The organism is Acinetobacter sp. CY17, assembly GCF_059515825.1.
In genome coordinates, this window is the sequence record NZ_JCAKMX010000005.1 from 51,360 (window position 1) to 77,227 (window position 25,868).

Here is a 25,868-nt window from a genome sequence, read left to right on the forward strand (position 1 = left end):
CTCTGGAGGCAGCGTTGTTAAAAAAGCCCGGTTTACTCCGCTTGAGATTGGGTCTCTTGCGCTGGCATTGGCGTCGGTGTTTCGACTTGTTCTTGATCAGAGACCACTATAGGTGCAGCTGCTTCTGAAGCAGGTTGCTGGGTTTCATTCACATTGACATCGGCAAAGCTTAAAGTTGCTGTTGAAGCGAGTAAGGCGCTTAGCGTTAAGGTTTTGATATTCATAATTTGGCATCCTTGAAAATAAAAAGAGTAGATGTTGCACTTCATGTGGGGGCAGCAGTGCAACGCAGCTCATACTACGAGGCTGCCGTGAAGTTGGGCAAGGTGCGTGACAAAGAAGTCATTTAATGATTACGTGAAAAATACAATAAGGTCTGAGCTGTGTAGTTGTTGTAAATAAAATTCATTTACTTTTGCTCAAATTGTATCTAAATATGAAAAATCGCTTAGAAATTAAACGTAAAATTTAATATAACTTAACAAAGAAGTCCTTTTAGGCAGTAAGCAGCTATACAACGCGACGACTAAAAATGTAAGCAAATCTTACATCAGCCTGTCTGAGTTGGCATTTTAATGCTTGTATTGCAACTTAGCTTGAGTTTGCATAGCATGAGGGCAATTTTAAATTGGGGGTGGATATGCAAATCGTTGTGCCACAAGCTGTAGCCACACATGTGATATCTGGTTTTTTAGGCGCAGGTAAAACCACACTTTTAAAAGCACTTCTCGCGCAAAAACCTGAAGGTGAAACATGGGCAGTGCTCATGAATGAGTTTGGACAAATTGGCGTTGATCAAGCGTTACTGCCACAAGATGCAGGCTATGCGGTCAAAGAGTTATTGGGTGGTTGTTTATGTTGTAGTAGTCAATTACCGATGCAAATTGCTTTGTCGCGCTTACTTAGCGAAGAACAACCGGATCGTTTGTTTATTGAACCTACAGGGCTGGGCCATCCTGCCGAGTTGTTAGAGCAACTCACCGAACCTCACTGGCAAGCGCATTTAGCTGTACGCAGTCCAATTACGGTGGTGGATGGTTCACGTTTGCATGATGCCACATGGAGTACACAACACCTCTATCAAGATCAACTCAAAGCTGCACAGATGATTGTGATTTCGCATCAAGATCTGATGACAGCAGCCGATCAACAGGCGCTACAGGCCTTGCAGCAAGAATATCAAGCCTATGGACAAACGTGGCTTCTTGCTGAAAACGGTAATCTTCAGCTGGCTGACATTGATCACGTTTATCGTGCACCTAAGCGTCAAGTACAGCCACTTCTCAAAATACAAAAGACTTTAGTTAATCAAGCTTTACCTGAGATTAAACAATTGCCGTATCACTATGTTGAGCAAGCACAAGGCTATGCGGTAGCTGGTTGGAAATTTTCCAAGCGTTGGCAATTTAATTTTTATGATGTATTAGATTTACTTTGTGAACAGCAAGATTGGTTACGTATTAAAGCAATTTTTAATACTGAGCAAGGCTGGAAAAGTTTTAATTTTAATCCTGAGCAATTTAACTACCAAAGCAGTGCTGAACATATCGACAACCGCATTGAAGTGATTTACCAAAGCGCGCGAGATTGGCAGGCCTTTGAAGCGGCGCTTTTGGCCTGCCGTATTGATCAGCACGATTGATTAAACCGAGCGTGGAGTTGTTGCGCCTTGATGCAGTACTTCACGTGCTTTGGCATGATCTAAATCATTTTCCCAATCCGCAATAACTACGGTTGCCACACAATTGCCAATTAAATTGGTGCACGCACGCATAATGCCAATAAACCAATCGACAGACAGCAATAAGACTAACCCAATTGCTGGTAAGGCTGGAATGACTGATAAGGTAGCGGCGAGAATCACCAAAGCAGAGCCTGGGATTCCATGCGCCCCTTTAGAGGTAATTAAAGATACCAATAAAATACTGAGTAAATCGGTCATGGATAGGTCGATATTGCAGGCTTGGGCAATGAAAATGACTGCTAACGTCAGATAAATTGAAAAACCATCTAAATTAAATGAGTAGCCAGTCGGAATGACTAAACCTACAGTTGAGTCTTTGATACCTAAATTTTTAAGTTTTTTCATGACTTGCGGTAAAACTGAGTCTGAAGAGGCGGTCCCCATGACAATAGACAACTCAGCTTTAAAGTAATTTAAAAACTTAAAAATATTTAAGCCGCTCAATTTTAAAATACTGCCCAATAAAATCAGCACAAATAAAATACAAGTGACATAAAACAGCAACACCAAATAACCTAACTGAGCAAAGGAATTTAGACCAAATTTAGCGGTGGTATAGGCCACAGAGCCAAACACCCCAAGTGGTGCAAGGCGAATAATTAAGCCCATCATTTTAAAAAACACTTCAGAAAAGGCTTCTAACGCTTGGCATACAATCTCGGCCAGTGTTTTGGGAATCAGTAACATGCTCACGCCAAATAAAATGGCAATTAGCAGCACTTGTAAAATGTCACCATTGCTAAATGCACCGATTAAAGTTTTAGGAATCAAGTTAAATAAAAACTCTGCCCCAGAGCTGATGCCTTCAGCGCGTTCGGCATAAACACTAAAGTCTTGCTGATCTAAGCTGGCCACATCAATATTCATACCGGCACCGGGTTTAAAGATATAGGCAATCGCGATGCCTAAAACCAGGGCAAGTGTGGTCACAATTTCAAAGTAGATAATGGTTTTGGTGCCGACTTTTCCCATTTTTTTAATATCTTGGGCGCCATAAATCCCTAACACCACCACACAAAAGACTATGGGTGCAATGAGCATTTTAATCAGGGCAATAAAGCCATCACCTAAGGGTTTGAGCATTAAGGCGCCATCATGCCAAAGCAACCCCATCCCAATCCCTAATATTAGGGCCAATACCACCTGTAAAAATAAATTTTGTTTAAAGCGCTGCCACATGCGGTTATCTCTAGTACTTAAATTTATCTCGACACCATGCAAAAACTTCGCCAAAGCGTAGGTTTGCCGCTTAAATCGAGTATCCTAGCGGCAATTCAAACAGGAGATTTTAGCAATGGCTTTAAAAGCAACCATTTACAAGGCAGACTTAAATATCGCCAATATGGACGTGCATCAGTATGGCGACTACCAACTGACCATGGCACTGCACCCATCAGAAACCATTGAACGTTTAATGGTGCGTATTTTGGCGTATGCGCGTTATGCTGATGAGCATTTAGAATTTACCAAAGATTTATTTGAAACTGATGAACCAGCTCTGTGGCAAAAAGACCTTACGGGTCAATTACAAAAATGGATTGAAGTAGGTTTGCCAGATGAAGATAAAGTCAAAAAAGCCAGCGCACGCTGCGACCAAGTGGCGGTTATTGCCTACGGTTCAGCAGTGGATGAATGGTATAAGCGTAGCAGTAAAATCAAAACTTTAAAAAACGTTGAAGTGTGGCAGTTATCGGAAGCGACAACCAACGCCATTCAAGCGCTGTGTGAACGTACCATGCAATTACAGCTCAATGTCATGGATGGTGAATGGACCTTAATTGGTGACAACGCGCAAGCCACAATTGAATGGACTCAGCTGAAATAAAGCCTTGGGCGTTAAGGCAAACTTGCATCTTAACGCCAAGCTTTGTATATCTACTATAAGAAAATCCACAATAAGAAGAACAACATGACAGATGCAGAAATGTATCGTTTAGTGCTGGCCTTAGCAATTGGTGCGGTCATTGGTGCCGAACGTGAATATCGCAGTAAATCGGCAGGGCTACGTACCATGATTATGGTGAGCGTCAGCTCCTGTTTATTTACCATGTTATCGATCAAAATTGGGGTAGACAATCCCGATCGTTTAGCTGCCAATATTTTAACTGGTTTAGGCTTTTTAGGCGCAGGCGTGATTTTTAAAGAAGAAAATCGCATTTCAGGTATTACCACCGCCACCACGATTTGGATGACTGCCGCTTTAGGCATGGCGGTAGGTGCAGGTTATGAAATGTTAAGTGTATTTAGCGCTGTGATTGTGATGATGGTGCTGGCGATTTTAATTTATGTGCAAGAACAAATAGAAGATTTAAACCAAGCCAGACCTTACCGTATTGTGTGTATCTATAACCAAGAAACCTTAGACAAATACGAAGATTTATTTAAAACCTATCAGCTGAAAGTCATTCGCAATAGCCAACATAAAACTCAAAATCGTATTAGCGGCCGTTGGATTTTGATTGGTTCAGCAACAAATCATCAACGCTTAACCGAATATTTACTCAATGATCCGGATATTCAAGAACTGAATTTCTAATCTTGTTTATACTAGCGTTTTTGTTGAGGTATATGAAATGAGCAACGAATTACAAATCATTGACCTAGTTGAAGGGACAGGTAAAGAAGCGGTCAAAGGTGCGTTAATTACCACGCATTATACCGGTTGGTTAGAAGATGGCACCAAATTTGACTCATCACTTGATCGTGGTAACTACTTTGAATGCGTGATTGGTACAGGTCGTGTCATTAAAGGTTGGGATCAAGGCATTATGGGCATGAAAGTGGGTGGCAAACGTAAACTGATCGTGCCGGCACATTTGGCTTATGGCGAGCGCAAAATGGGCAACGTAATTCCTGCCAATTCAAACTTAATTTTTGAAATTGAGTTGTATGATGTAAAAACACGCGACTAAGCATGAAGGCCTAAGATCCGTTTGGATCTTAGGCCTTTAAAGCGGATTATATTTCGCTGATAGGCTGAAATAAGGTTTATTTTATTGCCTGAGAATCGTTATAGTAGCGCCATAAAGTTTTGCGATAAACATAGGTTGCCCAATGGGTCATATGCTCTTGATTTTCGTTGTAATTGTGGTCTTGGCGATATTGATGTATCACTACTTAGAATTGACCAGTCGTACAATGACACAAGCGCCTTATACCCCGCCTTTAACGGCTGGGCCTGCGCGTTTTATTGACGATGTATTGGCGCAAATTTTTTTAGAAAAACAAATCCTCTTTGATGAAGTAGCACGCCTTTTTATGCAGCAATGTATCGAGCAACGTGATTCGCGGGCCGTGTTTGCCATGCGGGATGACTTACTGAGTAAATTGCCGCTAGAAACTCAGCATGAAGTGCGTCGTTTAGATTTAGAAGAATGGTCCATTTATTTGACCTTTGCCAGCCAATCTTATGAATATTATATTGGCCGTTATGGCATCTTCCAGTTACATGTCGATCGTTTTGGCGAAGAGCATAAACTGAGTTTATGGAAACCCCAGTTTCATCCTGAATATAGCAGCCAACATATGGATGAACGCCTCAAATTGCCCATGGCGCATTTAGAATGAGCAGTTTAGAAATCTTTGCGGTCATTTTAAGTGTCATCGCAGTCTCTTTAACGGTAAAAAAACATATTTTATGTTGGTTGTTTAATTTTATTGCCGCAGCCGTGTATGGCTATTTGTTTTATACCTATCAACTCTATGCCGAAACCGTGTTGCAAGGCTTTTTTATGGGCATGGCCATGTATGGTTTTGCAACGTGGCATAAAACGCACAACAACCAACAGGTACAGCATATTGCATTCAAAACTGCGCGAGTGCAGTTATGTATTACCTTTGTATTGGGCTTGGCTTTTGGTTTAAGCCTGCATTATTTTACCCAAGCTGCCTTACCTTTATTAGATGCACAATTGGTGGCGTTTAGCCTATTGGCTACGTATTGGGCCAGTCGTAAATATCTTGCCACTTGGTGGTTATGGATTGTATTAGACGTGATTTATGTGGGCATGTTTATGTATAAGCAACTTTTTTTAACCGCAGCCTTATATGCAGCTTTTGTGGGACTGGCCATTTGGGGCTTAAAGCAATGGCAGCAAAGCCGCTTAAATTAAACGCAAAATTAGCGTATATTTCGCGTGGGGAAAATACAGTGTTTCGATCATGGCCGAATTTATACCAAGCAGCTTAAACCAAACTGACGCCACTGCTGGCGAAAAGAAAGTCTTTAAATTTTTAGAACACTTATTTAGCGATGAGGATCAGGTCTGCATTTGGTATGAACCTGAAGCACTGGGGCGTTATTCGGATTTTTTAATTTGGCATCCAGCGTGGGGTTTATTGGCAATTGAAGTCAAAGACTGGTCAAAAAGCAATTTTAGACAATTGGATAAGCTGTATTTTTCCGGCACTTTTTATAAAAATGGCCAAGTCACCTCAGTGGCGAATCCCAATGTACAAGCGCGTCAATTTAGCTTAAAACTGATGAATCAGTGTAAACAAAATGCCGCCTTTATTAATCCGCATGGGCAATACCAAGGTAAGCTGATTTTTCCGGTGACCTATGCTGTGTTTTATACCAACATCACCCGTCATGATGCCAATGAGATGGGTTTATTAGCACCGGCCATTACGCCTACACAAAAAGCCTTATTTAAAGATGAGCTAGAATTAGATCTTAATGATGCACAGCGACGTAAGCAAGCCAAACAGCGTTTGCAGTCAGCTTTTGAGGGGTTTAGCTTTCAGTTTAATCCTTTGAGCTATGCGCAAGAAAAAGCGCTGCGCTATATGATTTTTCCTGAAATTCGAGTCAATCATTTGGCACAAGAAGATTTATTTACAGCACAAGCGCAAGATTTTAAAGCGCTCGATCTACAACAAGAAAGTGTGGCCAAAAACATAGGGGAAGGGCATCGTATTTTAAAAGGCGTCGCGGGTAGTGGTAAGTCTTTGGTATTGGCCAGTCGTGCACGTTATTTACGCCAAATCTACCCAGACTGGAAAATTTTGGTGGTGTGCTTTAACAATACCTTATGCAACCACATTAAAAACATGTTGGGTGAGACGCAAGCGATTGACGTACAAAATTTCCATGGCGTGGTGAAAAGCATTACCCAAGCGAATGTTGCTTTTAAACAGGGCGAGGCGTCTGAAGATTACGAGCAGCGTATTGTCAAGTTGTTGCAAGATTATTTAACCGAGCATCCCAATACTTATCCTTATGATGCGATTTTAATTGATGAGGGGCAGGATTTTTCCCAAGCGTGGATTCAACTGTTAACCCAATTGGTCAATCCTGTCAGCAACAGCATTTTATTTTGCTATGACCCTGCACAAAATATTTTCAATCGTAGCAAACCGAGTTGGAAGTCGGTGGGCTTACAAGTACAAGGCAAACGCCCGATTGAGTTGCTTAAATGCTACCGAAATACCAAAGAGATTTTGGATGTGGCGCGTGAGTTTTTGAATCCGCAGCAGATTGGTAGCTTACAAGGCCAAGACATTTATGATCGGGTCTTAAATCCAGATACTGGTGAATGCCGCATGGGGCAATATCCTATGAGTCACTACGAGCCGGCCCGCCATAAATTACTCGAAATTATTGCCAAAAAAGTTGCACGTTTATTGCAGCAAGGTACCGCAGCCAAAGAGATTGCTATTTTAAGAGCCTATCATGGCGAACACAAACAAGATGAACAGGGGCTTAATCAAGCGTTTAGTCAGCATTGTGCTCAAGCCCCACTAGAATGGGTGATGACTTCACAGGCCAAAAAGAAACTCAATTTAGACAGCAATAGCATTAAGGTGTTGAATCTAGAATCCTGTAAAGGTCTCGAGTTTAAACATGTATTTTGCTTAGGGTTAGAGCACATGCCGCGTGCTCAACGTGAGCCTGACACGGAACGTAAATTGGCCTATGTCGCACTGACCCGTGCGCAGGAATATTTATATCTTCTGGCCAGTCACAGCCAAGGCTTCTATCAAGAAATTACCGATTTGGTACATAAGCATCAACATATGCAACAGCCACAAGCAAGCAATACGGTTAATTTGGCAGCCAGCGAGATTCAAAGCATTCAGCCAGCAGCCAAGGCCTATCAACCTTGGGATGAAGATGAAGAAGTACGTTTAATTGATGCCTTTATGCTCGAACAATTGCCATTAAAGGAAATTGCCCAGCGCTTGCAACGTAATGTGGGCGCAATTCGAGCGCGATTAAAGAAATTACGGTTATTGGAATAAGCATGCTGATCGACTTTCATCACAAACATATTCAGCAGTTTTTACAGGTCTGTCATAAGCTGATGGAAACGCCTGATTTAGCACTCGCTTCAGTGGCAGATTTTTATGCTGCGCCGTGGCTACACGATTTTCCACCAGGCACGACATGGCATGTAAGTGGTTTAGATGACGGCGCAGAACAATTCTACGCCGTAGTGGAATTTCGTCATTATCGTTTAAATTTTAAGGTTGGTGATCATACTCAGCTGACTTTGTCTGAACCGCATTGTTCGATTTTTCAAAGCATTGACGATAAATCAACGCCGTAAATCCACTGACTAGACAGACCACCCAAATATAATATAGCGCGCCAATTTTGCTATATAAACTCAGCCATTGCACCACAGGTAAGGTTAAGCCACCAGCAATGGCATACGCCACATTATAGGAAAATGAAATCCCAGAAAAACGAATAGCTGCAGGGAACATTTTGACTAAGGCATAAGACACCATGCCCACTGTGCCCGAGGCTAAACCCAGCAGCATATACAGCATAAAGATGCTGGTTTCACTGGCATGGCCTAAACTTTGATAGAAAATGCCGGCAATAGTGGCAACGAACATTGCCCCGACCAGTAGGACTCGCCCAGCACCCAAACGATCTGCCAAAACACCGGCAGCAACACAGCCTATCATTTGCATGACAATGGCTAAACTTTGCATGCTAAATGCTTGGCTACGACTATAGCCAAAGTGAGTGGTTAGTAGATTTGGCATGGTTAAAATCAGCACCACCACACACGCGGTTAAAAACCAAGTCATTAACATACCAATCCCCACTGCGGTTTTATGCGAGGCTAAGACTTGTTTAACTGGCAATTCTTTGGCTAATTGTTTTTTGGCTTGCATGGCTTGAAATACTGGGGTTTCTTTTAAATAGCTACGTAAATACATCGCCAATAACCCAAATACTCCCCCGACAATAAACGGAATACGCCATGCCCAATCATAGATTTGGGTTTCGCTAAATTGCAGCGAAATCCATAAGGACATTAACGCACCCAGTAAAATCCCCAAAGATAAACTGGCGGTTAAAATGCCATTAGCAAAACCCACTTTAGATGCCGGTACATGCTCCGAGACAAAGGTCCATGCAGCAGGAATTTCTCCACCAATAGCAATGCCTTGTACCACACGCATCAGCAATAACAACAGTGGTGCTGCATAACCAATGCTTTCAAAAGTGGGCATGATGCCAATCACAAGCGTTGGTAAGGCCATGAGTAAAATAGATAAACTAAACAACTTTTTACGCCCAAGCAGGTCACCAAAATGTGCCATCACCACACCACCTAAAGGACGGAAAAAATAGCCCGCGGCAAAAATGCCATAAGTGTTGAGCATGGCCCAAAACGGACTCAAGCCGCTAGGGAAAAACAACTCAGAAATAATCTTGGCATAAAAGACATAAATGACAAAGTCATAAAATTCTAAAGCGCCCCCTAAGGACGATAAGCCAAGGGTGTGACGATCTTTTGCGTCCATGCATGTTCTCTATAAGATAAACGAAATCATATCGCTTTGAATCATGATGGATTATTTTTTATACGACAACTGTTTTTTGAATTAACTGGCCATTTGCCATGCCACTTGATCGCGGCCCATTTTTTTCGCTTGATACAGCATCAGGTCAGCATCTTGTAAGGCAGGTTCTAAATCACAGGGCGCGTCAAAAAAACTTACCCCAATGCTAATGGTGATGCTAATTTCTTGTTCGGGTAAATATAAAGGCTGACGATAGATATTATGACGCAGACATTCAGCCATTTCTAAGGCTAAATCAGCTGGGGCCGCCAACACCACAAGAAACTCTTCACCACCAAAACGAATAATACGATTATTTTGGCGTAAAGTCGTGCGCATAATTTGACTGACGTGCTGCAGGGCAAGATCACCAATCGCATGCCCATACTGGTCATTGATTTTTTTAAAATGATCTAAATCACACAATAACAAGGCATAAGGTGCCTCAGGTAAAGCACGAAATAATTTTTGTTTTTCATGGAGGGCACGCCGATTAAATAAGCCAGTTAATGGATCAATGCTAAGCTCATATTTTAAGGTGCGCATTGAATCATGCACGGCACAGCCTGACAATAAAGAAAAAATTGCCATATTAAAAAATAGACTGGTAAATTGTGTGCTCGACCAAAATAGGGTCACATAAGCATCTAACCATAGCGTGTTGGCCATCAGCACCAAAAACATCACTTGGCAGACAAAAAAGCTCAACATCAGAATAATGATGATCTTAAGCAAATGATCTAACCAATGTTGGGAACGGTTGGTCAAAATGCCGCGTAAATTATTGCCAAAAATCAGTAAGGTTGCCACCATAGTGGCACTCAGACGAGATTCAAAACTATAGTCAATATACGTAAAATATAAAAAGATCGGGATGCTTAAAATAATCACACTGACTACATAAGGCCAATGGGTTCGAATTTTAAAACGTAAATAAATGCTATGTGTCATCAGACTAATGGCCAGTAGAAACCATACACATAGCCAAGGCAGCACGTCGATCATCTGCTGCGGAATAGCGATCGCTTGAGCGATTTGTAAGATACCCGCCATCACAATGACGCAGGCAAAATAACGCACATAAGGGGCAATATGTTTGCTACGTCCTATCCATAAAATTCCACTGCCTAGACACAGCAAAAAACTAGGAATAATAAAACCAAAAGCATGCAACTGTGACGTGAGCATTCTAAAAATACATTACAATCGAATAAGCACTTGGATTATACCAACAAAACATGTAGGAAATACGAAGCCAAAGTGCAAATTAATATCATATTAAATCTATATAAAGCGCTGACCGACTAAAAAAAGCAGATTGACATGCACGTTGCCCAACAAGGCGAAGCGATTTTAACGCTGCTTGCACAAGCGCTGAGTCAAGACGAATTTAATAGTGCTGGGCTGCGAGCTTATGTGGCACAAATGCAAAGTACTCTGTACGTCATGGGGGTGGTATTGCCGCATCGCAAGTGTATCTTTCCAAACGCATTATTATTGTAGCTTCATCCCCTAATCCATGTTACCCAAATGCACCAGAAATGGCAGCAGTGGTGATGATTAATCCAGTGATTACCCATCGCTCAAATGAGCTGTTGTTAGCTGCAGAGGGCTGTTTAAGTGTGCCATGCAGCGTGGACAGGTGGCACGTAGTGCCTCTATTCAAGTGTGTTAGGCGGACATAAACGGGCAGATGCATAGCGCTGAATATCAGGGCTTTCCTGCACGAATGGTGCAGCATGAAATTGATCATTTAGATGGGATTTTATTTCACCAGCGTTTGACTGAAGCAGCGCTATAGCCATGTGATAAAATTGTAAGTCCAGCCTTGTAGCTATTGGCACAGCTTAAGTCAGGGTTTATGTTAAATACATAACAATAATGATGATGAACGATGCAAACGCCTGTCCCTGATTACCTCGCCCACGTATTAACCCAATGCAATTGCAACAGCCAAGGTGCGTTGGCAGATTATATTCCAGAGCTGGCGCAAGCCAATCCTGAGCGCTTGGCTTTGGCGTTATCCACGGTTGATGGCACCATTTACTCAAGTGGTGATGATGAGGTTGAATTTACCATTCAGTCGATGTCTAAACCTTTTGCTTATGCGTTAGCGCTGCAACAACTGGGTTTAACAGCGGTTTTGGAGAAAGTTGATGTTGAACCTTCAGGTGAAGCATTTAATCAAATTTCTTTAGACCAAGAAACCAAACGCCCCAAAAATCCAATGATTAACTCAGGTGCCATTACCACCCATGCGTTAATTACGGTGCAAAAAGGCCAACAACGGGCAGAAAAACTGCGCCAATTTTTAAGTCGGTTGGCAGGGCGTGAATTAAAATTTGATCTAAGCGTATATGAATCTGAGATTCAGACAGCATTTCGTAATTTATCCATTGCCTATATGTTGCGGACGGTTGGGGTGTTAACAGAAGATCCTGTGGAGATTGTGCATGGCTATGTCAAGCAATGCGCGATTTTAGTCACGGTCAAAGACTTAGCCCGTATCAGCAGTGTGCTTGCCAATGGTGGAATTGACGCGATTACAGGTGAGCGCTTGCTTGATGGCGCTGTGGTGCGCCAAGTGTTAAGTGTCATGATGACATGTGGTATGTATGATGCTGCCGGAGATTGGCTAAGTACCGTTGGTATTCCGGCCAAAAGTGGTGTGGCGGGTGGGATTTTTGGGGTGTTGCCTGGGCAAGTAGGGATTGCCGTGTTTTCACCCAAAATCGATGAACATGGCAACAGTGTCCGTGGCGTGAAAATATTTGAGCGTTTATCGCATGACATGGGTTTACATCTGATGCAAGGGACACCATCGGCACAAACCATTGTACAGAGCCGCAGTGTGCAATCTGACGGTACCGTGGTGTTTGAACTACGCGGTGTGCTGCAATTCACCGAATCAGAAATGCTGTTACGTATCTTGCAAGCTGAACCTGTGGCAGATCATGCCATTATTTTAGATTTAACGAATGTAAGTTTGGTGCATGATGTGGGGGCACGTATGTTGTTTGAAGGGTTAAAACGCTTACAAGCAGATGGTCATCCTGTGACTGTGCTTGACGCCGAAGGCATACTCAGTGAAGCGCAGCTGAAAGGCCATAAACGTCAGGTGACTCAGCAGACATTAGAGGAATATCTTAAACATAAAAAAGCCTAATGTGTTTAGGATTTTTTACGAGGGTCACTATGGCCTAAAGCAAACAAGCCTTGAATATTCAAGGCTTGTTTGCTCAAACACGTTATTGAACGTGGTTGGCAATATCGCTAAAGATGACGCCCAAACCATGTGCCCCTGCATCTGGATAACCTAGGCTACGATCACCAACAGTACCGGCGCGGCCCATACGTGCCACAATATTTTTGGTATTTTCAGCACCTTGTACCGCAGCTTGTGCACCAAGCATAAAATTCTCTTTAAAGCTTTTATCTGTATTGGCAGACCAAGCATCAGCACATGGTACCAAGGCATCAATTAAGGTTTTATCACCCACCACAGCACCACGACCAAAGGAACGCTCACCTGTAGTTTGAATGCCTTTGACCGCCGCTTGGAGCATATCGGCAAAATCAGCCGTTGATAGTGTTGTTTTGCCTGCAATCGCTTTACTTGCAGCACGGAACGCAGACCCCCAGATGGGTCCTGATGCACCGCCACAATGTTGCATAATAATCATGGAGCAGTGATCTAAAAACTCATCCATATGTTGGTATTGCAATAAGCTTGGCCATTCACGTTTGAGTTGCTTAAAGCCTTTGGCCACACTCATGCCAAAGTCACCATCGCCGGCATGGGCATCAAGTTCACAAAATGGCACTTCATTTTTAATGATACAGGCACTCATTACATCGACCACATAGCGCATATTTTCAATGCTAAATTGTTCATTGCTAATGATGGCATGTTCAGGATGCGTTTCCACAGCAGTATTTAAACTGAGGCCATTGGCATCTGTAGCGCTAGCAAAATTCAGCGGCAGCGCAGCTGAACCATCCATTTTAAAGGCAGGGGTATTGGCAGGTGCATCTAAATAGCCTTTGAGCTCATCATCCAATGCCAATAAGGATACGGAAGCACCGTTCATATCAATACTGGTCATGTAGTTACCCACAAAAGTACGATAAATTTTGATGCCTTTGCTGGCGAGATATTGGCAAACATCTTGGTTAAAGAGATACAACTCTTGCAGTGGGGTAGTACCAAAACCGTTGATCATAACGGCAACTTCGCTGAGTTCTGGACGATCAAGGAACAGATCATCGACCATACGCTGTGCCAATTGTTTTGCTGGCAAGATTTTCTCATGGCGGATCCCCGGTTCGCCGTGGATGCCTACGCCATATTCCATTTCGTCATCGGCAAGGGTAAAGGTTGGCGTGCCTTTGGCAGGAACGGTACAAGAGCTATAGGCAAAGCCTAAACTGGTAACGCTATCCGCGGCTTTTTGTGCCACAGCTTTGACTTCACTCAGTTCTAAACCTTGTGCTGCAGCAGCACCGGCAATTTTATGCACAAATACTGTGCCTGCTACCCCACGACGACCTACCGTATAGAGGCTATCTTTTACCGCAATATCATCAGCCACTTTGACGTAATCGACTTTAATACCATCTTCAGTGGCTAAAGCTGCACCGTTCTGGAAATTCATCATATCGCCGGAATAGTTTTTAATAATCATCAGCACGCCTTTGTCAGTGGCAACTTGCTGTAGGGCTTTATAGACTTGAATTTGCGACGGCGATGCAAAGACATCACCACACACGGCAGCATCTAACATGCCTTGACCTACAAAGCCTGCATGTGCAGGTTCGTGACCGCTACCACCGCCACTGATGAGTGCCACATTTTGGTGTTTTTGTTTTTTTGCGATGATTTTATAGTTGGAATCAAATGTCAGTTCTGGGTGAGCAAGGACAAAGCCTTGGCACATGTCGACAACCAGATGTTCTGGGTTGTTCATGAGTTTTTTCATGGATTTAACCTGTTTTTAGACGGGGGAGATTTTGCAGTCTATTATTCAGGAATTTGTAGAAATTTGCTGATTGAATAATGTTAAAACGGATAATTTGGGTGTGATGGGTTAGAAAAGGTTCTATTTTTTGTATCTTGTATATTTAGTTGAATTAACTTAATTTCATTAAGCTAGTAAAAAGGATAAATAGAATGATTCAACCGAATTGGGAAATTTTTTCAGCAAAATTTTCAAATAATCAGCAAGTGACATTCGAATGGTTTGCTTATCTATTATTTTGTCGAGAATTTGATTTACCAAAAGGATGGTTTGGGTTTAAAAATCAGTCAGGCATTGAAAAAAATCCAATTGAAAAAGAGGGTGAAGTCATAGGCTTTCAAGCCAAGTTTTACTCTACAAGTCTTTCTAGCCATAAAGATGACTTTTTAGAAATGCTAGAGAAAGCTAGAAGAGATCATCCCACACTAACCAAAATATTGGTATATACAAATCAGTTTTGGGGAGAAGCATACAATAAAGCTGAAAAAAAGATGATGTCCCCTCAGGCTTTAATAGATATAAATGCTAAAGCTAAAGAATTAATGATTGAGCTTGAATGGAGAGAAGCTTCATTTTTTGAATCTGAATTTGTGTGCTTAGAGCATGATGATTTAGCTAAATACTTTTTTACAGAGCAAAAGCTAGAAGGTTGGCAACGCTACGATGATTGGTCAAATACAAAGGATAAAGTTGAAGCAGAATATTTAGTTGATGAAGATATTAAAGTTATTGTACCTAAAGATTTTAACAAAAATGAAATTAGTGTGACTGATGGTATCAATACAATTCGAGAAAAACTATCAGTAGGCGGATCTTCTATAAGATTGGTTGGTCTCTCAGGTGTAGGTAAAACACGCTTTGCTCAAGCTCTTTTCGATGAGCGCATTGGAAGCAATAGCCTAGATATTAAAAATGTTTGGTATTGTGATTTTGGTGATTCACCTAACCCACAACCTCAGCATTTTGTTGAAGAGCTGATTCAAAAAAAGCAACCCTATATTTTAATTGTCGATAATTGTGGCCAAGATACACATGGCAATTTAACGAAAAAAATTCAAGATACTCAAATTTCGTTATTAACTATTGAATATGATGTTCAGGACGATTTACCAGAAAGTACAGAAGTTTATAAATTAAAGCCAAATAGCCCTGAAATTATTAAAAAAGTTATAGAGCGACATTACCCACATATTAATGATTTAAACGCAAGAAAAATTGCTGAGTTCTCAGGTGGTAACTATCGATTAGCTTTGGCAGTTGCTTCAAATATTGAACGTACTGATAACTTAGCATTGCTTACAAGTTCTGAGTTATTTGAACGACTCTTTTGGCAGAGAGGACAGCGAGATGATGAGTTATATAAAGTTGCTCAAAATTTTGCTTTAGTTTATTCCTTTAATTTAGAGGATGTAGGTGAAGAAAATTCTGAATTGGATTGTGTGTCGAGATTCGCAAGAGTTGATAGTTATGATGCTATTGAAAAAATCGAAGAGCTGAAAAGTAAAGACATTGTTCAACAGCGTGGGACATGGCGTGCTATTTTACCGCATGTACTAGCAAATCATTTAGCTAAAGAATGTATTTCAAAGAAGTTAGTTAGACATCTAGATGAGTTTATTCAAAATATGCCTGTACGTTTGCAGATGTCCTGTATTAAACGTTTAAGTTACTTACATGATGTTCCAAAAGTACAAGAGTTAGTGACATCATGGTTTTCTTCTAGTGGATGGTTGGGAGAGAAACTTTTAAATGATGGATATGATTCACAGGATTTAGTTAAATTTAGATTACTTGCTCATATTGCTGAAGATCAAGTTTTAGAATTACTAGAACAAAAGCATAATACTGATCCTAGTTTTCTAACTAGGGAAAATACTCATTTTGTTGAAATTTCTAGATTAGTTCGATCTTTATCTTATCAATCACATAACTTTAAAAAAGCTTTTGATTTACTCATTTATTTTGCTAAAGATGAAAAAGAAGGTGAAAGAAACAACTCTATTCGAGATTTAGTAACTCCATTATTTAGGCTCTATACATCAGAAACAATGGCTGATTTAGAGCAAAAAAAAGAAGTTGTCACTCAATTAAAAATGAAGCCTGATTACGAGTCAATCCTTTTAGATTGCTTATCTAAAGCACTTAATTTCAATGATTATGGCTTTCTACTGAGAGATTATTCTGAAAGAGCTCAATTAAGTGAATATGGCTATCAGCCGAAAACTTATGGAGAGATTTGGAGTTGGGTTGAGTTTTTACTTAGTATATTAGATGAACTAGATAATCGAAATGTTGATAAAGTTCGACAGATTTTTACGCACAATCTTAAAGCTATTATTTGGAAATGTGGAAAAGTTGAGTTTGTGAGAAAGTTTTTACTGCAATTTAATGAGCGTAAATATTTTCCTGAAGCTCATAGACAACTACTAAGTATTATTAACCTCAATAAAGATGAATTAGAAATAAATTCACCTAAATTATTACAAGAATTAGAAAATTTGGAAAAAGAGCTAAGACCTAATAAAAATAGGGTTCGAGAGCTATTACAGACTTATATTTTAGCTCCAGATCATGATATCTATAGAATGAGTAAAAGTGAAAATGATGAACATGCAATTAAAATTCCTGAATTTAATTCTTATGAGAAGTTAATCCAATATTTAGGTGAAAATTTAAAGGATATTGAGGTTTTAAAAGAAAATTTGGATTTATTGATTAAAGCAAGTAGTGGATGGTTAGCACATCAATATTTGATTCAGTTAGGTGAAAGTACAGTTCATATATTTGAGAATGTTGATAATTGTATTGATATAATTCAGCATACATATATAGAAGCAGATATAAAGAGTTCTGAGTTTTTATTGGGATTATTAAAGGGTTTTAAAAATAATTCAAAGAAAGATTATGAAAAATTTATAGATTTTTTATTGGATCACACTATTTTGAGGAATATAGCTCCTCATATGATTTTTGATAGTTGTCAAAATGATGAAGAGTTTAAGTATTTTTACCAACTTTTCAAGCAAGATAAAATTAATATCGCTCAATTGCCAAGATTGGCAGGTTTTAAATATCATAATAGAATAAGTAATGAAATATTTGAGCTGTTTATAGATAGGCTAATTGATTTAGAAAAATGGGATAGAGCTCATTATGAGTTACTTGAGGAGTGTTTTTTTCAAAAAAAATTATCAGAGAAATATCAACCTATTTTATTAGGCAATGTTCCTGAATTTATTAGTAGTGAGAGTAACTTCAATCACTATGAGGATGGTTTAAAAGTATTATTAGGTTGTGGTGAGGATTTTGAAGATAAAATATTTAAAGATGTTGGAGATTATTTTAATGGTGAGCGATACATTTCTCTTTATAGGGAGAATAAAAAATTTAAGATATTAAAATTATTAATAAAGACGAACACAATCAAATTTATAAAAGAATTTTTAGAGGGTGAGGAGTTTTTATCAAAATTTTGGAAGGGTGATTTAAATAAAGTTTTGTTTTTTGCTGATTCAAGTGATGTACTGAAGTGGATAGATAAAGATCAAGACAAAATCAAATTCTGGATAGAAAATGCTAGATTATTTTGTGTTAAAAATTATCAAGAGGAAACTACAGGTGAAACAAAAAGTAAGATTGTATGGCTAGATTTATTAGTGGAGTTATTAAAATTGTCAGAAGAAAGGGGAAGCCTGCTAGAACACTTGTTTAATGAATCAATATTTAAGGTTACACAAGCAAGTGGTAGTTGGTCACAAGAAATGTCTAGAAGATTACCATCTATACAAAGTTTGAAAGAAAAAATAGTACCAATATTTCCAGAATTAGAGTCGCTGATCATTGCTAAAGAAAAAGAGTGGATAATTGCTATTGATAGACAAGCTCAAAGAGATGAAGAAAATGAAAAACAACGAAATGAGCGATTTGAATGGTGATTAAAAAATCCCCTCACTCGAGGGGATTTTTTATTTCTAAATTAGAGGATTCTTAAACAATCGAATCATCCAAATTTGGCGCTAACCAACGTTTCGCTTCATCCAGTGTCCAACCTTTACGCTGCGCATAATCTTCAAGCTGGTCGCCTGCGATTTTACCCACGTTAAAGTACTGGCTTTCAGGGTTGGCATAGTAGAAACCACTGACTGATGAAGGTGGCCACATCGCAAAGCTGCTGGTCAGTTGCGTACCAATCTTGTCAGTTGAGCCTAACCAGTCAAATAAAGGCGCTTTTTCAGAGTGCTCTGGGCAAGCAGGGTAGCCCGGTGCAGGACGAATCCCGACATACTTCTCTTTAATCAGCTCATCATTAGATAAGTTTTCATCAGCTTGATAACCCCAGAATTCTTTACGGATTCGTTCATGTAAATGCTCGGCAAAGGCTTCGGCAAAACGGTCACCTAAGGCTTGTACTAAAATGGCATTATAGTCATCACCTTTGGCTTTATATTCTTGCGACAGTTCTTCCGCACCAAAGATTGAAACCGTAAAGCCACCCAAATAATCCTGAGCCACATCTTTAGGCGCAACAAAGTCAGCAAGCGAGAAGTTGGCTTTACCTGTTACTTTGTCAGACTGCTGACGGATATGGTTAAAGCGATGCGTCACATTACCATTTTCATCGGTGACTGCAACAGTATCCGCCGCAACACGGTTTGCAGGGTAGAGGTTAAAGGTTGCACGTGCGTCAAAGCGTTTATTTTCGATGATGTCTTTTAACATCTCTTGTGCTTGGTTGTACAAATCAGTCGCAGCTTCGCCTACCACTTCATCTGTTAAAATTGCAGGGAATTTACCCGCCAAACTCCAAGAGATAAAGAATGGTGTCCAGTCAAAATACTCAACTAAGGTGTCTAATGGATAGTTGGTAAAGGTTTGCGAACCAATAAAGTTTGGCTTAACAGGTGCGTTTTTAGCAAAATCAATCTTAAAGCCATGTTCAATTGAGTCTGCATAAGACAGTTTGGCAGCTTTCGGTTGTTTGTTGGCTAAACGCTCACGGATTTTTTCATAATCTGCTTGGTAATCTGCCATCAATTTTGGCTTCATTTCAGCAGAAAGAAGTTGTGTTGCTACACCCACAGCACGTGAAGCATCAGCCGTATAGAACACGCCATCATTTTGATATTGTGGTGAAATCTTCACCGCAGTATGCGCTTTCGATGTAGTTGCACCACCAATCATCAGTGGAATGTTAAAGCCTTTACGTTGCATTTCTTTGGCAACAAACACCATTTCATCCAATGACGGTGTGATTAAGCCTGATAAACCAATGATATCGACTTTTTCATCAATCGCAGTTTGAAGAATCTTCTCGCAAGGCACCATCACGCCAAGGTCAACGATGTCATAACCGTTACAGCCCAAAACTACACCCACGATATTTTTACCGATGTCGTGTACGTCGCCTTTTACCGTTGCAAGTAAGATTTTACCTTTTGCTTCAGCCTGAGTTTTTTCAGCTTCGATAAATGGATTTAACCACGCAACGGCTTGTTTCATCACACGTGCAGATTTTACCACCTGTGGTAAGAACATTTTGCCCGAACCGAACAAATCACCGACCACGTTCATACCTGCCATGAGTGGCCCTTCAATTACATCTAAAGGACGTGCAGATTTTAAACGTGCTTCTTCGGTATCTTCATCAATATACGTGGTGATGCCTTTAACCAATGCATATTCAAGACGTTTTTCAACGCTCTCATTACGCCACTCAAGGTTTTCTTCAGCTTTTTGTGCACCTGCTTGACCACGATATTTTTCTGCAACCGTTAAAAGTTTTTCAGTCGCGTCTTGACCGCTTTCACCTTGGTTGCGGTTCATCACCACATCTTCAACCGCTTCTTTAAGCTCGGCATCGATGTCATCATAAATTGCAAGCTGACCTGCGTTGACGATGCCCATGGTTAAGCCTTGTTGAATACCGTGATACAAGAACACCGCATGGATGGCTTCACGTACAGGCTCGTTACCACGGAAAGAGAACGATACGTTAGAAATACCGCCCGATACCATTGCATGTGGAAGGTTTTGTTTAATCCAACCGGTTGCTTCAATAAAGTCCACACCGTAGTTGTTGTGTTCTTCAATCCCTGTTGCCACCGCAAACACGTTCGGGTCAAAGATGATGTCTTCAGCAGGGAAGCCGACTTCATTTACTAACACATCATAAGAACGCTTACAGATTTCTTTTTTACGTTCTGCGGTATCAGCCTGACCTTTTTCATCAAATGCCATGACAATGACAGCCGCACCGTATTGACGGCACAGACGCGCACGTTCTACAAACTCGTCATAACCTTCTTTTAAGGAAATTGAGTTCACCACCGCTTTACCTTGTACGCATTTTAAGCCTGCTTCAATAATCTCCCATTTAGAAGAGTCAAGCATAATAGGCACACGTGAAATATCAGGTTCAGATGCAATGAGATTTAAGAAATGCACCATCGCACCTTGCGAATCAAGCATGCCTTCATCCATGTTGATATCGATGATCTGTGCACCTGCTTCAACTTGCTGACGTGCAACATCTAAAGCTTCGGTAAAATTTTCTTCTTTAATTAAACGTAAGAATTTTTTAGAACCTGTCACGTTGGTACGTTCACCGACGTTCACAAACAATGAATCTTTAGTGATGTTAAATGGCTCTAAACCACTTAAACGGCACGCAGGTTCGATTTCAGGAATTTGACGCGGCGCAATGCCTTCAACCGCTTGTGCAATGGCACGGATATGGTCAGGCGTGGTACCACAACAACCACCTGTGATGTTGATTAGACCACTTTCTGCAAACTCTTTAATAAATGCTGCTGTTTCCTCAGGCGTTTCATCATAACCACCAAAGGCATTAGGTAAGCCTGCGTTTGGATGCGCTGAAACAAAGGTGTTGGCAACGTCAGACACGGTTTTGACGTGTGGGCGCATTGCATCCGCACCCAGCGCACAGTTAAAGCCAATAGAGAGTGGCTCTGCATGGCGCATGGAGTTCCAGAATGCTTCTGCGGTTTGACCTGTTAAAGTACGACCTGAAGCATCAGTAATCGTGCCTGAAATCATAATTGGCAGTTCATAGCCCAACTCTTTAAACACTTCTTTGACTGCAAAAATTGCAGCTTTAGCATTTAACGTATCAAATACGGTTTCGATGAGGATGATGTCCGCACCACCTTCAATCAACGCTTTAGTCGATTCGATGTAGTTTTCTTTTAATTCATCAAACGTAATATTACGGAAGGCAGGGTCATTTACATTTGGTGAAATTGAGGTTGTACGTGATGTTGGCCCAAGTACACCTGCTACAAAACGTGGTTTTTCAGGCGTTGAGTATTTTGCACACGCTTCTTTAGCAAGACGAGCAGCAGCAATATTAATTTCTGGAACCAAATCTTCCATGTGGTAATCAGACATCGACACACGGGTACCGTTAAAGGTATTGGTTTCAATAATATCCGCACCCGCTTCAAGATACGCTTCATGAATGCCTTGAATAATTTGTGGCTGAGTGAGCACCAAAAGGTCATTATTGCCTTTAAGGTCAGATGCCCAGTCAGCGAAGCGTTCACCACGGTAGTCGGCTTCTTCGAGTTTGTGACGTTGAATCATGGTGCCCATTGCACCATCAATAATCAGGATGCGCTTGGCAAGAAGCTCTTTTAATGTGGCGAGTGTGGACATACAAAACCCCAATCCGATGGAATAGAAAATCGACAATATATTAGCAGACTTCGCTATAAATTAAGCAGTATTCAAATTAAGCAGTTGAATTGTTATGCAGAAAATACAAAGAAATGAAATTTTTTCATGTTGTTGTCATATTTATTGCTTAGATTAAATAAAAATCAAAACTGTGCTTTCAACGAGTGCAGTACATTATTAATTGATAGGACCAAAAATCATGCTCGCTTGTAAATCTTGATCATTATTTGACGATAATGTGTACGCCACCGACCAAAACCAAGCAATTGCAGTTAAAATAGCCTGCGATCAGGGTCTCTTTGTCATATAATTGTCATAATTTAATTGAACAATATGGGGATCCTTGAATCCTCTATTCCTGCTTGCATGAATTCTAATCCAACTCCCCAAGACTCAGCACAACATTCGGCTGATCAGTCGACCAATGTTCATGTGCCGACACCGAAATTCTTTATGCCGGTGTTTTTGACTCTGATTGTTTCTACGCTAATTTATATTGGCTTTCAATTGTCTGCAGATTTAGCTCATGTTCCGGCATTGGGGCTATATACGGTGATTTTATTGGCCAGCGCCTTATTTATTGCGCTCAGCTTTGAATTCGTCAATGGCTTTCATGATACCGCCAACGCAGTTGCAACCGTAATTTATACCAATGCATTACCGGCACCTGTGGCAGTGATGTGGGCGGGTTTTTGTAACTTCTTAGGGGTTATGGTGGCAAGTGGTGCGGTCGCCTACGGTATTATTGCCTTATTACCTGTCGAATTGATTATGAATGTCGGTTCAGGTGCTGGTTTTGCCATGGTCTTTGCCATGCTGATTGCCGCCATTTTATGGAACTTAGGCACATGGTTCTTAGGTATTCCGGCTTCAAGTTCGCACACCTTAATTGGTTCGATCTTAGGGGTTGGGATCATGAACTACATCTTGCACGCAGGTAGCGGTGCATCAGGTGTAGATATGGAACAGGTGATGAAAGTGGGTAAAGCCCTGTTATTCTCACCGTTAATTGGTTTTGCTTTTGCGGCAGTGTTGTTCTTATTGGTGAAAAAAATCTTTAAGAAACAAATGGAATTATTCCAACCGCCTGTAGGGAATAAGCCACCACCGCCTTTAATTCGTGCTATTTTGATCTTTACTTGTACCGGTGTGAGTTTTGCCCACGGTTCAAACGATGGTCAAAAAGGTATGGGTTTAATCATGCTGATTTTAATTGGCTGTGTGCCGCTGGCGTATTCGCTCAATAAAAATGTCGATAGCGCGCATATGCAATCCTTCGGGCAGCTATCTGCACAAACAGCAGATCTCATTTATCCAAATCATGAAGATATTGCCGATGAAAAGGCACGTGCCATCATCACGCAATATGTACAAACCAAAGAAATTACACCTGAAGTGGTGCCGGCTTTAGCTAGCCTAACCGATCACTTGGGTGAAAAAGTAGGTAGCTATAACAACATTAAAGATGTACCAGAAGAGTTGGTGTCTGAATTCCGTAATGACATGTATTTAAGCACCACAGCCTTCAAACGTTTGGATAAAGCGGAAGCTTTGCCGGCCATGACGGCAGCCCAAGAAAAAACCGTGGATGAATACCGCGACAACCTTGATTCATTCTTACAATACATTCCAACTTGGGTCAAAGTGGCGGTTGCCTTGGCATTGGGTCTGGGAACCATGGTCGGTTGGAAGCGTATTGTGGTCACAGTAGGTGAGCGTATTGGTAAAAACCATATGACGTATGGTCAAGGCATGTCAGCTGAACTGGTGGCAATGTCAACCATTGCAGCAGCAGATGGCTTTGGTATGCCAGTGTCGACTACACATGTTTTAAATTCTGCGGTGGCAGGTACCATGGTGGCCAATAAGTCAGGTTTAAACTTTAATACCGTTAAAACTATTCTGTCGGCATGGATCTTTACGCTACCTGCAACCATCTGTTTATCAGGTGTGTTGTATTGGTTATTGCTTAAAGTCTTCTAAGCTTAAGCATAAAAAAACGCAGCCAAGGCTGCGTTTTTTTATGGCTTTAATTTGCTCAGCAGTTTAAGCGGTAATTTGGACTTGGCCATACCATATACGGCAGCCAAAGGCAGTGCAGTGCGCGCCAAATAAGGCACACGCCATAAACCGCCATGGTTGGCACCAGACATCATCAGTTCTAAAGGATGTGGAAGCTCGGTGGTTGGCTGTGCCACAGAATGAGCATGACGTAAATCATGTACCCAAAGTGCTGCCATTAATGCGTTGGTGGTTTCAGGTGCAAATGCTTCAACATCAAATAATTGTGCGCCATCAAAAGCGGCTTTGAGGAGCGGATTTTTCACCACAGAATGGGTGGTGGTAGATGGGGCAATATTAATACTGACCACTTGACCCTGACTGCGTGCCAGTGTGGCACGCCATTGTTGTAAGCGTTTGGCTAAGGCATAGTTTGGCCCTTGCTCAATCACCAGACAGTCACTTATACCGTACTTTTGCCCATTATCAGACTGAATTAAGCTGTGATCATTGGCTTTAAATAAATGTTGCTGGCTGAGTAAGGCCAGCGCTTTACTCAGTTGGCTGTGAATTTTAGCGCGCTGTTGATATTTGCTTTTAGAAGCTTCAATCACCTCAGGCGGTACCGCATAGACATCAGTTGGCGTACACATAAACATTAAGCTAGTATTGGCTTTTTGTGCACTCACTTCACTCATAATGCTGTCCATGGCAATTGATACACGCACATGTTTTTCACCATCTAAATAGGCAATTGCGGCCAAATCTAGCGGATGGGGATTTTGCACTAACCACTTAATAATCTCTGGAATTTCGTTCAGTAAATTGGCGCCTAAATGCTGGGCTAAATCAGCTGCATCGGCTTGAACAGCTTGATGACTTGGCGCATATAAAGTGGCATTACCAGCGTGGACTTTATCTAAAATGCCTTGCCATACTTTTTCATTGGCCAAGTCTACAGCCACAATATTGGCTTTCCATTGACATAGCCAGGTTAAAGGTCCTGCTTCAGAGCCGGCACCAAACAGCACCATATTACGATCAGATAAATCAAACCATTCTGGATGGGCGACGCACAGGCGCATGGCATCGGCATGACTGGACTCAATAATGCCAGCAGCTTGCCAAGCATCGAGTTGTTTGAGCAGCGCAGCGCCTTGTAGCTTTTGCCCTTGATAAGGCACATACCACGCAGGTGCAGCCTGACTTTTGCCTTGAATTTTAACAGTGTAGAGATTTTGCGCATTGAGTTTTATGGCATCTTTAAGATGATAACGCTCGCCATAACGATAAAAATCTACACTATTACGTGCTTTTTGTAAGCCTTGTTCGGCAATAATGAGGGTATGGGCGGAATTTAAAATCGCGCCTTTAACGAGCGCTTTAAAATAGTGAGGATATTGTTTACGCCAGTTTTTTTCGGCCAATAAGGCTTGAGCTGTTTTGTTATCAATTAAAGATAAGGCTTCGGCAATGATTTCCTTGCCGATTTTAGTACTGCTGGGTTTTTGAGTTTTGGGATCAATGGGAAACTGTAAACCGTCTAAGGCATGTGACATAAAAAATCTCGTTATATTCAATTCTATGCTGCTTATATTAGCCAT

General features: G+C 41.0%; 18 protein-coding genes and 1 pseudogene. 12 read left to right on the top strand and 7 right to left on the bottom strand.

Translation table 11 applies throughout. The features are described 5' to 3' along the window. Positions 1-32 precede the first annotated feature (32 nt). The gene (locus tag AC5YCI_RS05245) at positions 33-224 is read right to left on the bottom strand and encodes a hypothetical protein (RefSeq protein ID WP_496128734.1); all 192 of its coding nucleotides are present in this window, start codon (positions 222-224) and stop codon (positions 33-35) included. 416 nt (positions 225-640) lie between these two features. Between AC5YCI_RS05245 and AC5YCI_RS05250 the strand changes: the two genes are divergently transcribed. Then, on the top strand, positions 641-1,642 hold the full coding sequence (locus AC5YCI_RS05250) for a CobW family GTP-binding protein (RefSeq protein WP_496128733.1): 1,002 nt from the start codon (positions 641-643) through the stop codon (positions 1,640-1,642). On the opposite strand, the gene dctA is transcribed toward AC5YCI_RS05250, so the two are convergent. After that, positions 1,643-2,923, bottom strand: coding sequence for a C4-dicarboxylate transporter DctA (gene dctA, locus AC5YCI_RS05255; RefSeq protein ID WP_496128732.1), 1,281 nt, complete (start codon positions 2,921-2,923; stop codon positions 1,643-1,645). A gap of 115 nt (positions 2,924-3,038) precedes the next feature. Between dctA and AC5YCI_RS05260 the strand changes: the two genes are divergently transcribed. From AC5YCI_RS05260 to AC5YCI_RS05290, 7 genes are all read left to right on the top strand, one after another. After that, on the top strand, positions 3,039-3,569 hold the full coding sequence (locus tag AC5YCI_RS05260; protein ID WP_496128731.1) for a YaeQ family protein: 531 nt from the start codon (positions 3,039-3,041) through the stop codon (positions 3,567-3,569). An 84-nt stretch (positions 3,570-3,653) separates the two neighbouring features. Beyond that, positions 3,654-4,280, top strand: coding sequence for an MgtC/SapB family protein (locus AC5YCI_RS05265; RefSeq protein WP_496128730.1), 627 nt, complete (start codon positions 3,654-3,656; stop codon positions 4,278-4,280). Between the two features lie 37 nt (positions 4,281-4,317). After that, positions 4,318-4,656, top strand: a complete 339-nt coding sequence (locus AC5YCI_RS05270; protein WP_496128729.1) for an FKBP-type peptidyl-prolyl cis-trans isomerase — start codon at positions 4,318-4,320, stop codon at positions 4,654-4,656. A gap of 142 nt (positions 4,657-4,798) precedes the next feature. Further along, the gene (locus AC5YCI_RS05275) at positions 4,799-5,311 is read left to right on the top strand and encodes a hypothetical protein (protein ID WP_496128728.1); all 513 of its coding nucleotides are present in this window, start codon (positions 4,799-4,801) and stop codon (positions 5,309-5,311) included. Beyond that, complete coding sequence (gene pnuC / locus AC5YCI_RS05280) at positions 5,308-5,856, top strand: nicotinamide riboside transporter PnuC (protein WP_496128727.1); 549 nt, start codon at positions 5,308-5,310, stop codon at positions 5,854-5,856. The genes AC5YCI_RS05275 and pnuC overlap by 4 nt, the downstream gene beginning before the upstream one ends. Positions 5,857-5,905: 49 nt before the next feature. Further along, entirely contained in the window at positions 5,906-7,987 is a 2,082-nt protein-coding gene (locus AC5YCI_RS05285) for a DEAD/DEAH box helicase (protein WP_496128726.1), read from the top strand. A gap of 2 nt (positions 7,988-7,989) precedes the next feature. Continuing rightward, complete coding sequence (locus AC5YCI_RS05290) at positions 7,990-8,295, top strand: hypothetical protein (protein ID WP_496128725.1); 306 nt, start codon at positions 7,990-7,992, stop codon at positions 8,293-8,295. Here AC5YCI_RS05290 and AC5YCI_RS05295 read toward each other — a convergent pair. Both AC5YCI_RS05295 and AC5YCI_RS05300 read right to left on the bottom strand, forming a co-directional pair. Further along, positions 8,210-9,511: an MFS transporter gene (locus tag AC5YCI_RS05295; protein WP_496128724.1), complete on the bottom strand. Its 1,302-nt coding sequence runs from the start codon at positions 9,509-9,511 to the stop codon at positions 8,210-8,212. The genes AC5YCI_RS05290 and AC5YCI_RS05295 overlap by 86 nt on opposite strands. Before the next feature lie 81 nt (positions 9,512-9,592). After that, entirely contained in the window at positions 9,593-10,738 is a 1,146-nt protein-coding gene (locus tag AC5YCI_RS05300) for a GGDEF domain-containing protein (RefSeq protein WP_496128723.1), read from the bottom strand. 135 nt (positions 10,739-10,873) lie between these two features. Here AC5YCI_RS05300 and AC5YCI_RS05305 point away from each other — a divergent pair. Both AC5YCI_RS05305 and AC5YCI_RS05310 read left to right on the top strand, forming a co-directional pair. Beyond that, positions 10,874-11,351, top strand: a pseudogene (locus tag AC5YCI_RS05305) (peptide deformylase). A 93-nt stretch (positions 11,352-11,444) separates the two neighbouring features. Further along, positions 11,445-12,716, top strand: coding sequence for a glutaminase (locus tag AC5YCI_RS05310; protein WP_496128722.1), 1,272 nt, complete (start codon positions 11,445-11,447; stop codon positions 12,714-12,716). 82 nt (positions 12,717-12,798) lie between these two features. Here the strand turns inward: AC5YCI_RS05310 and dhaK are convergent, their stop codons facing one another. Further along, a complete protein-coding gene (gene dhaK, locus AC5YCI_RS05315) occupies positions 12,799-14,529 on the bottom strand; it encodes a dihydroxyacetone kinase subunit DhaK (protein WP_496128721.1) in 1,731 nt (576 codons plus the stop codon). Positions 14,530-14,720: 191 nt separating this feature from the next. Between dhaK and AC5YCI_RS05320 the strand changes: the two genes are divergently transcribed. After that, positions 14,721-18,503 carry a hypothetical protein gene (locus tag AC5YCI_RS05320; protein ID WP_496128720.1) on the top strand — a complete coding sequence of 1,261 codons (3,783 nt, stop codon included), beginning with the start codon at positions 14,721-14,723 and terminating at the stop codon, positions 18,501-18,503. Positions 18,504-18,555: 52 nt separating this feature from the next. On the opposite strand, the gene metH is transcribed toward AC5YCI_RS05320, so the two are convergent. Then, entirely contained in the window at positions 18,556-22,242 is a 3,687-nt protein-coding gene (gene metH / locus AC5YCI_RS05325) for a methionine synthase (protein ID WP_496128719.1), read from the bottom strand. Positions 22,243-22,629: 387 nt separating this feature from the next. Here metH and AC5YCI_RS05330 point away from each other — a divergent pair, with 387 nt between their 5' ends. Beyond that, a complete protein-coding gene (locus AC5YCI_RS05330) occupies positions 22,630-24,246 on the top strand; it encodes an inorganic phosphate transporter (protein ID WP_496128718.1) in 1,617 nt (538 codons plus the stop codon). 38 nt (positions 24,247-24,284) lie between these two features. Here the strand turns inward: AC5YCI_RS05330 and AC5YCI_RS05335 are convergent, their stop codons facing one another. After that, complete coding sequence (locus AC5YCI_RS05335) at positions 24,285-25,823, bottom strand: hypothetical protein (protein WP_496128717.1); 1,539 nt, start codon at positions 25,821-25,823, stop codon at positions 24,285-24,287. Positions 25,824-25,868 lie beyond the last annotated feature (45 nt).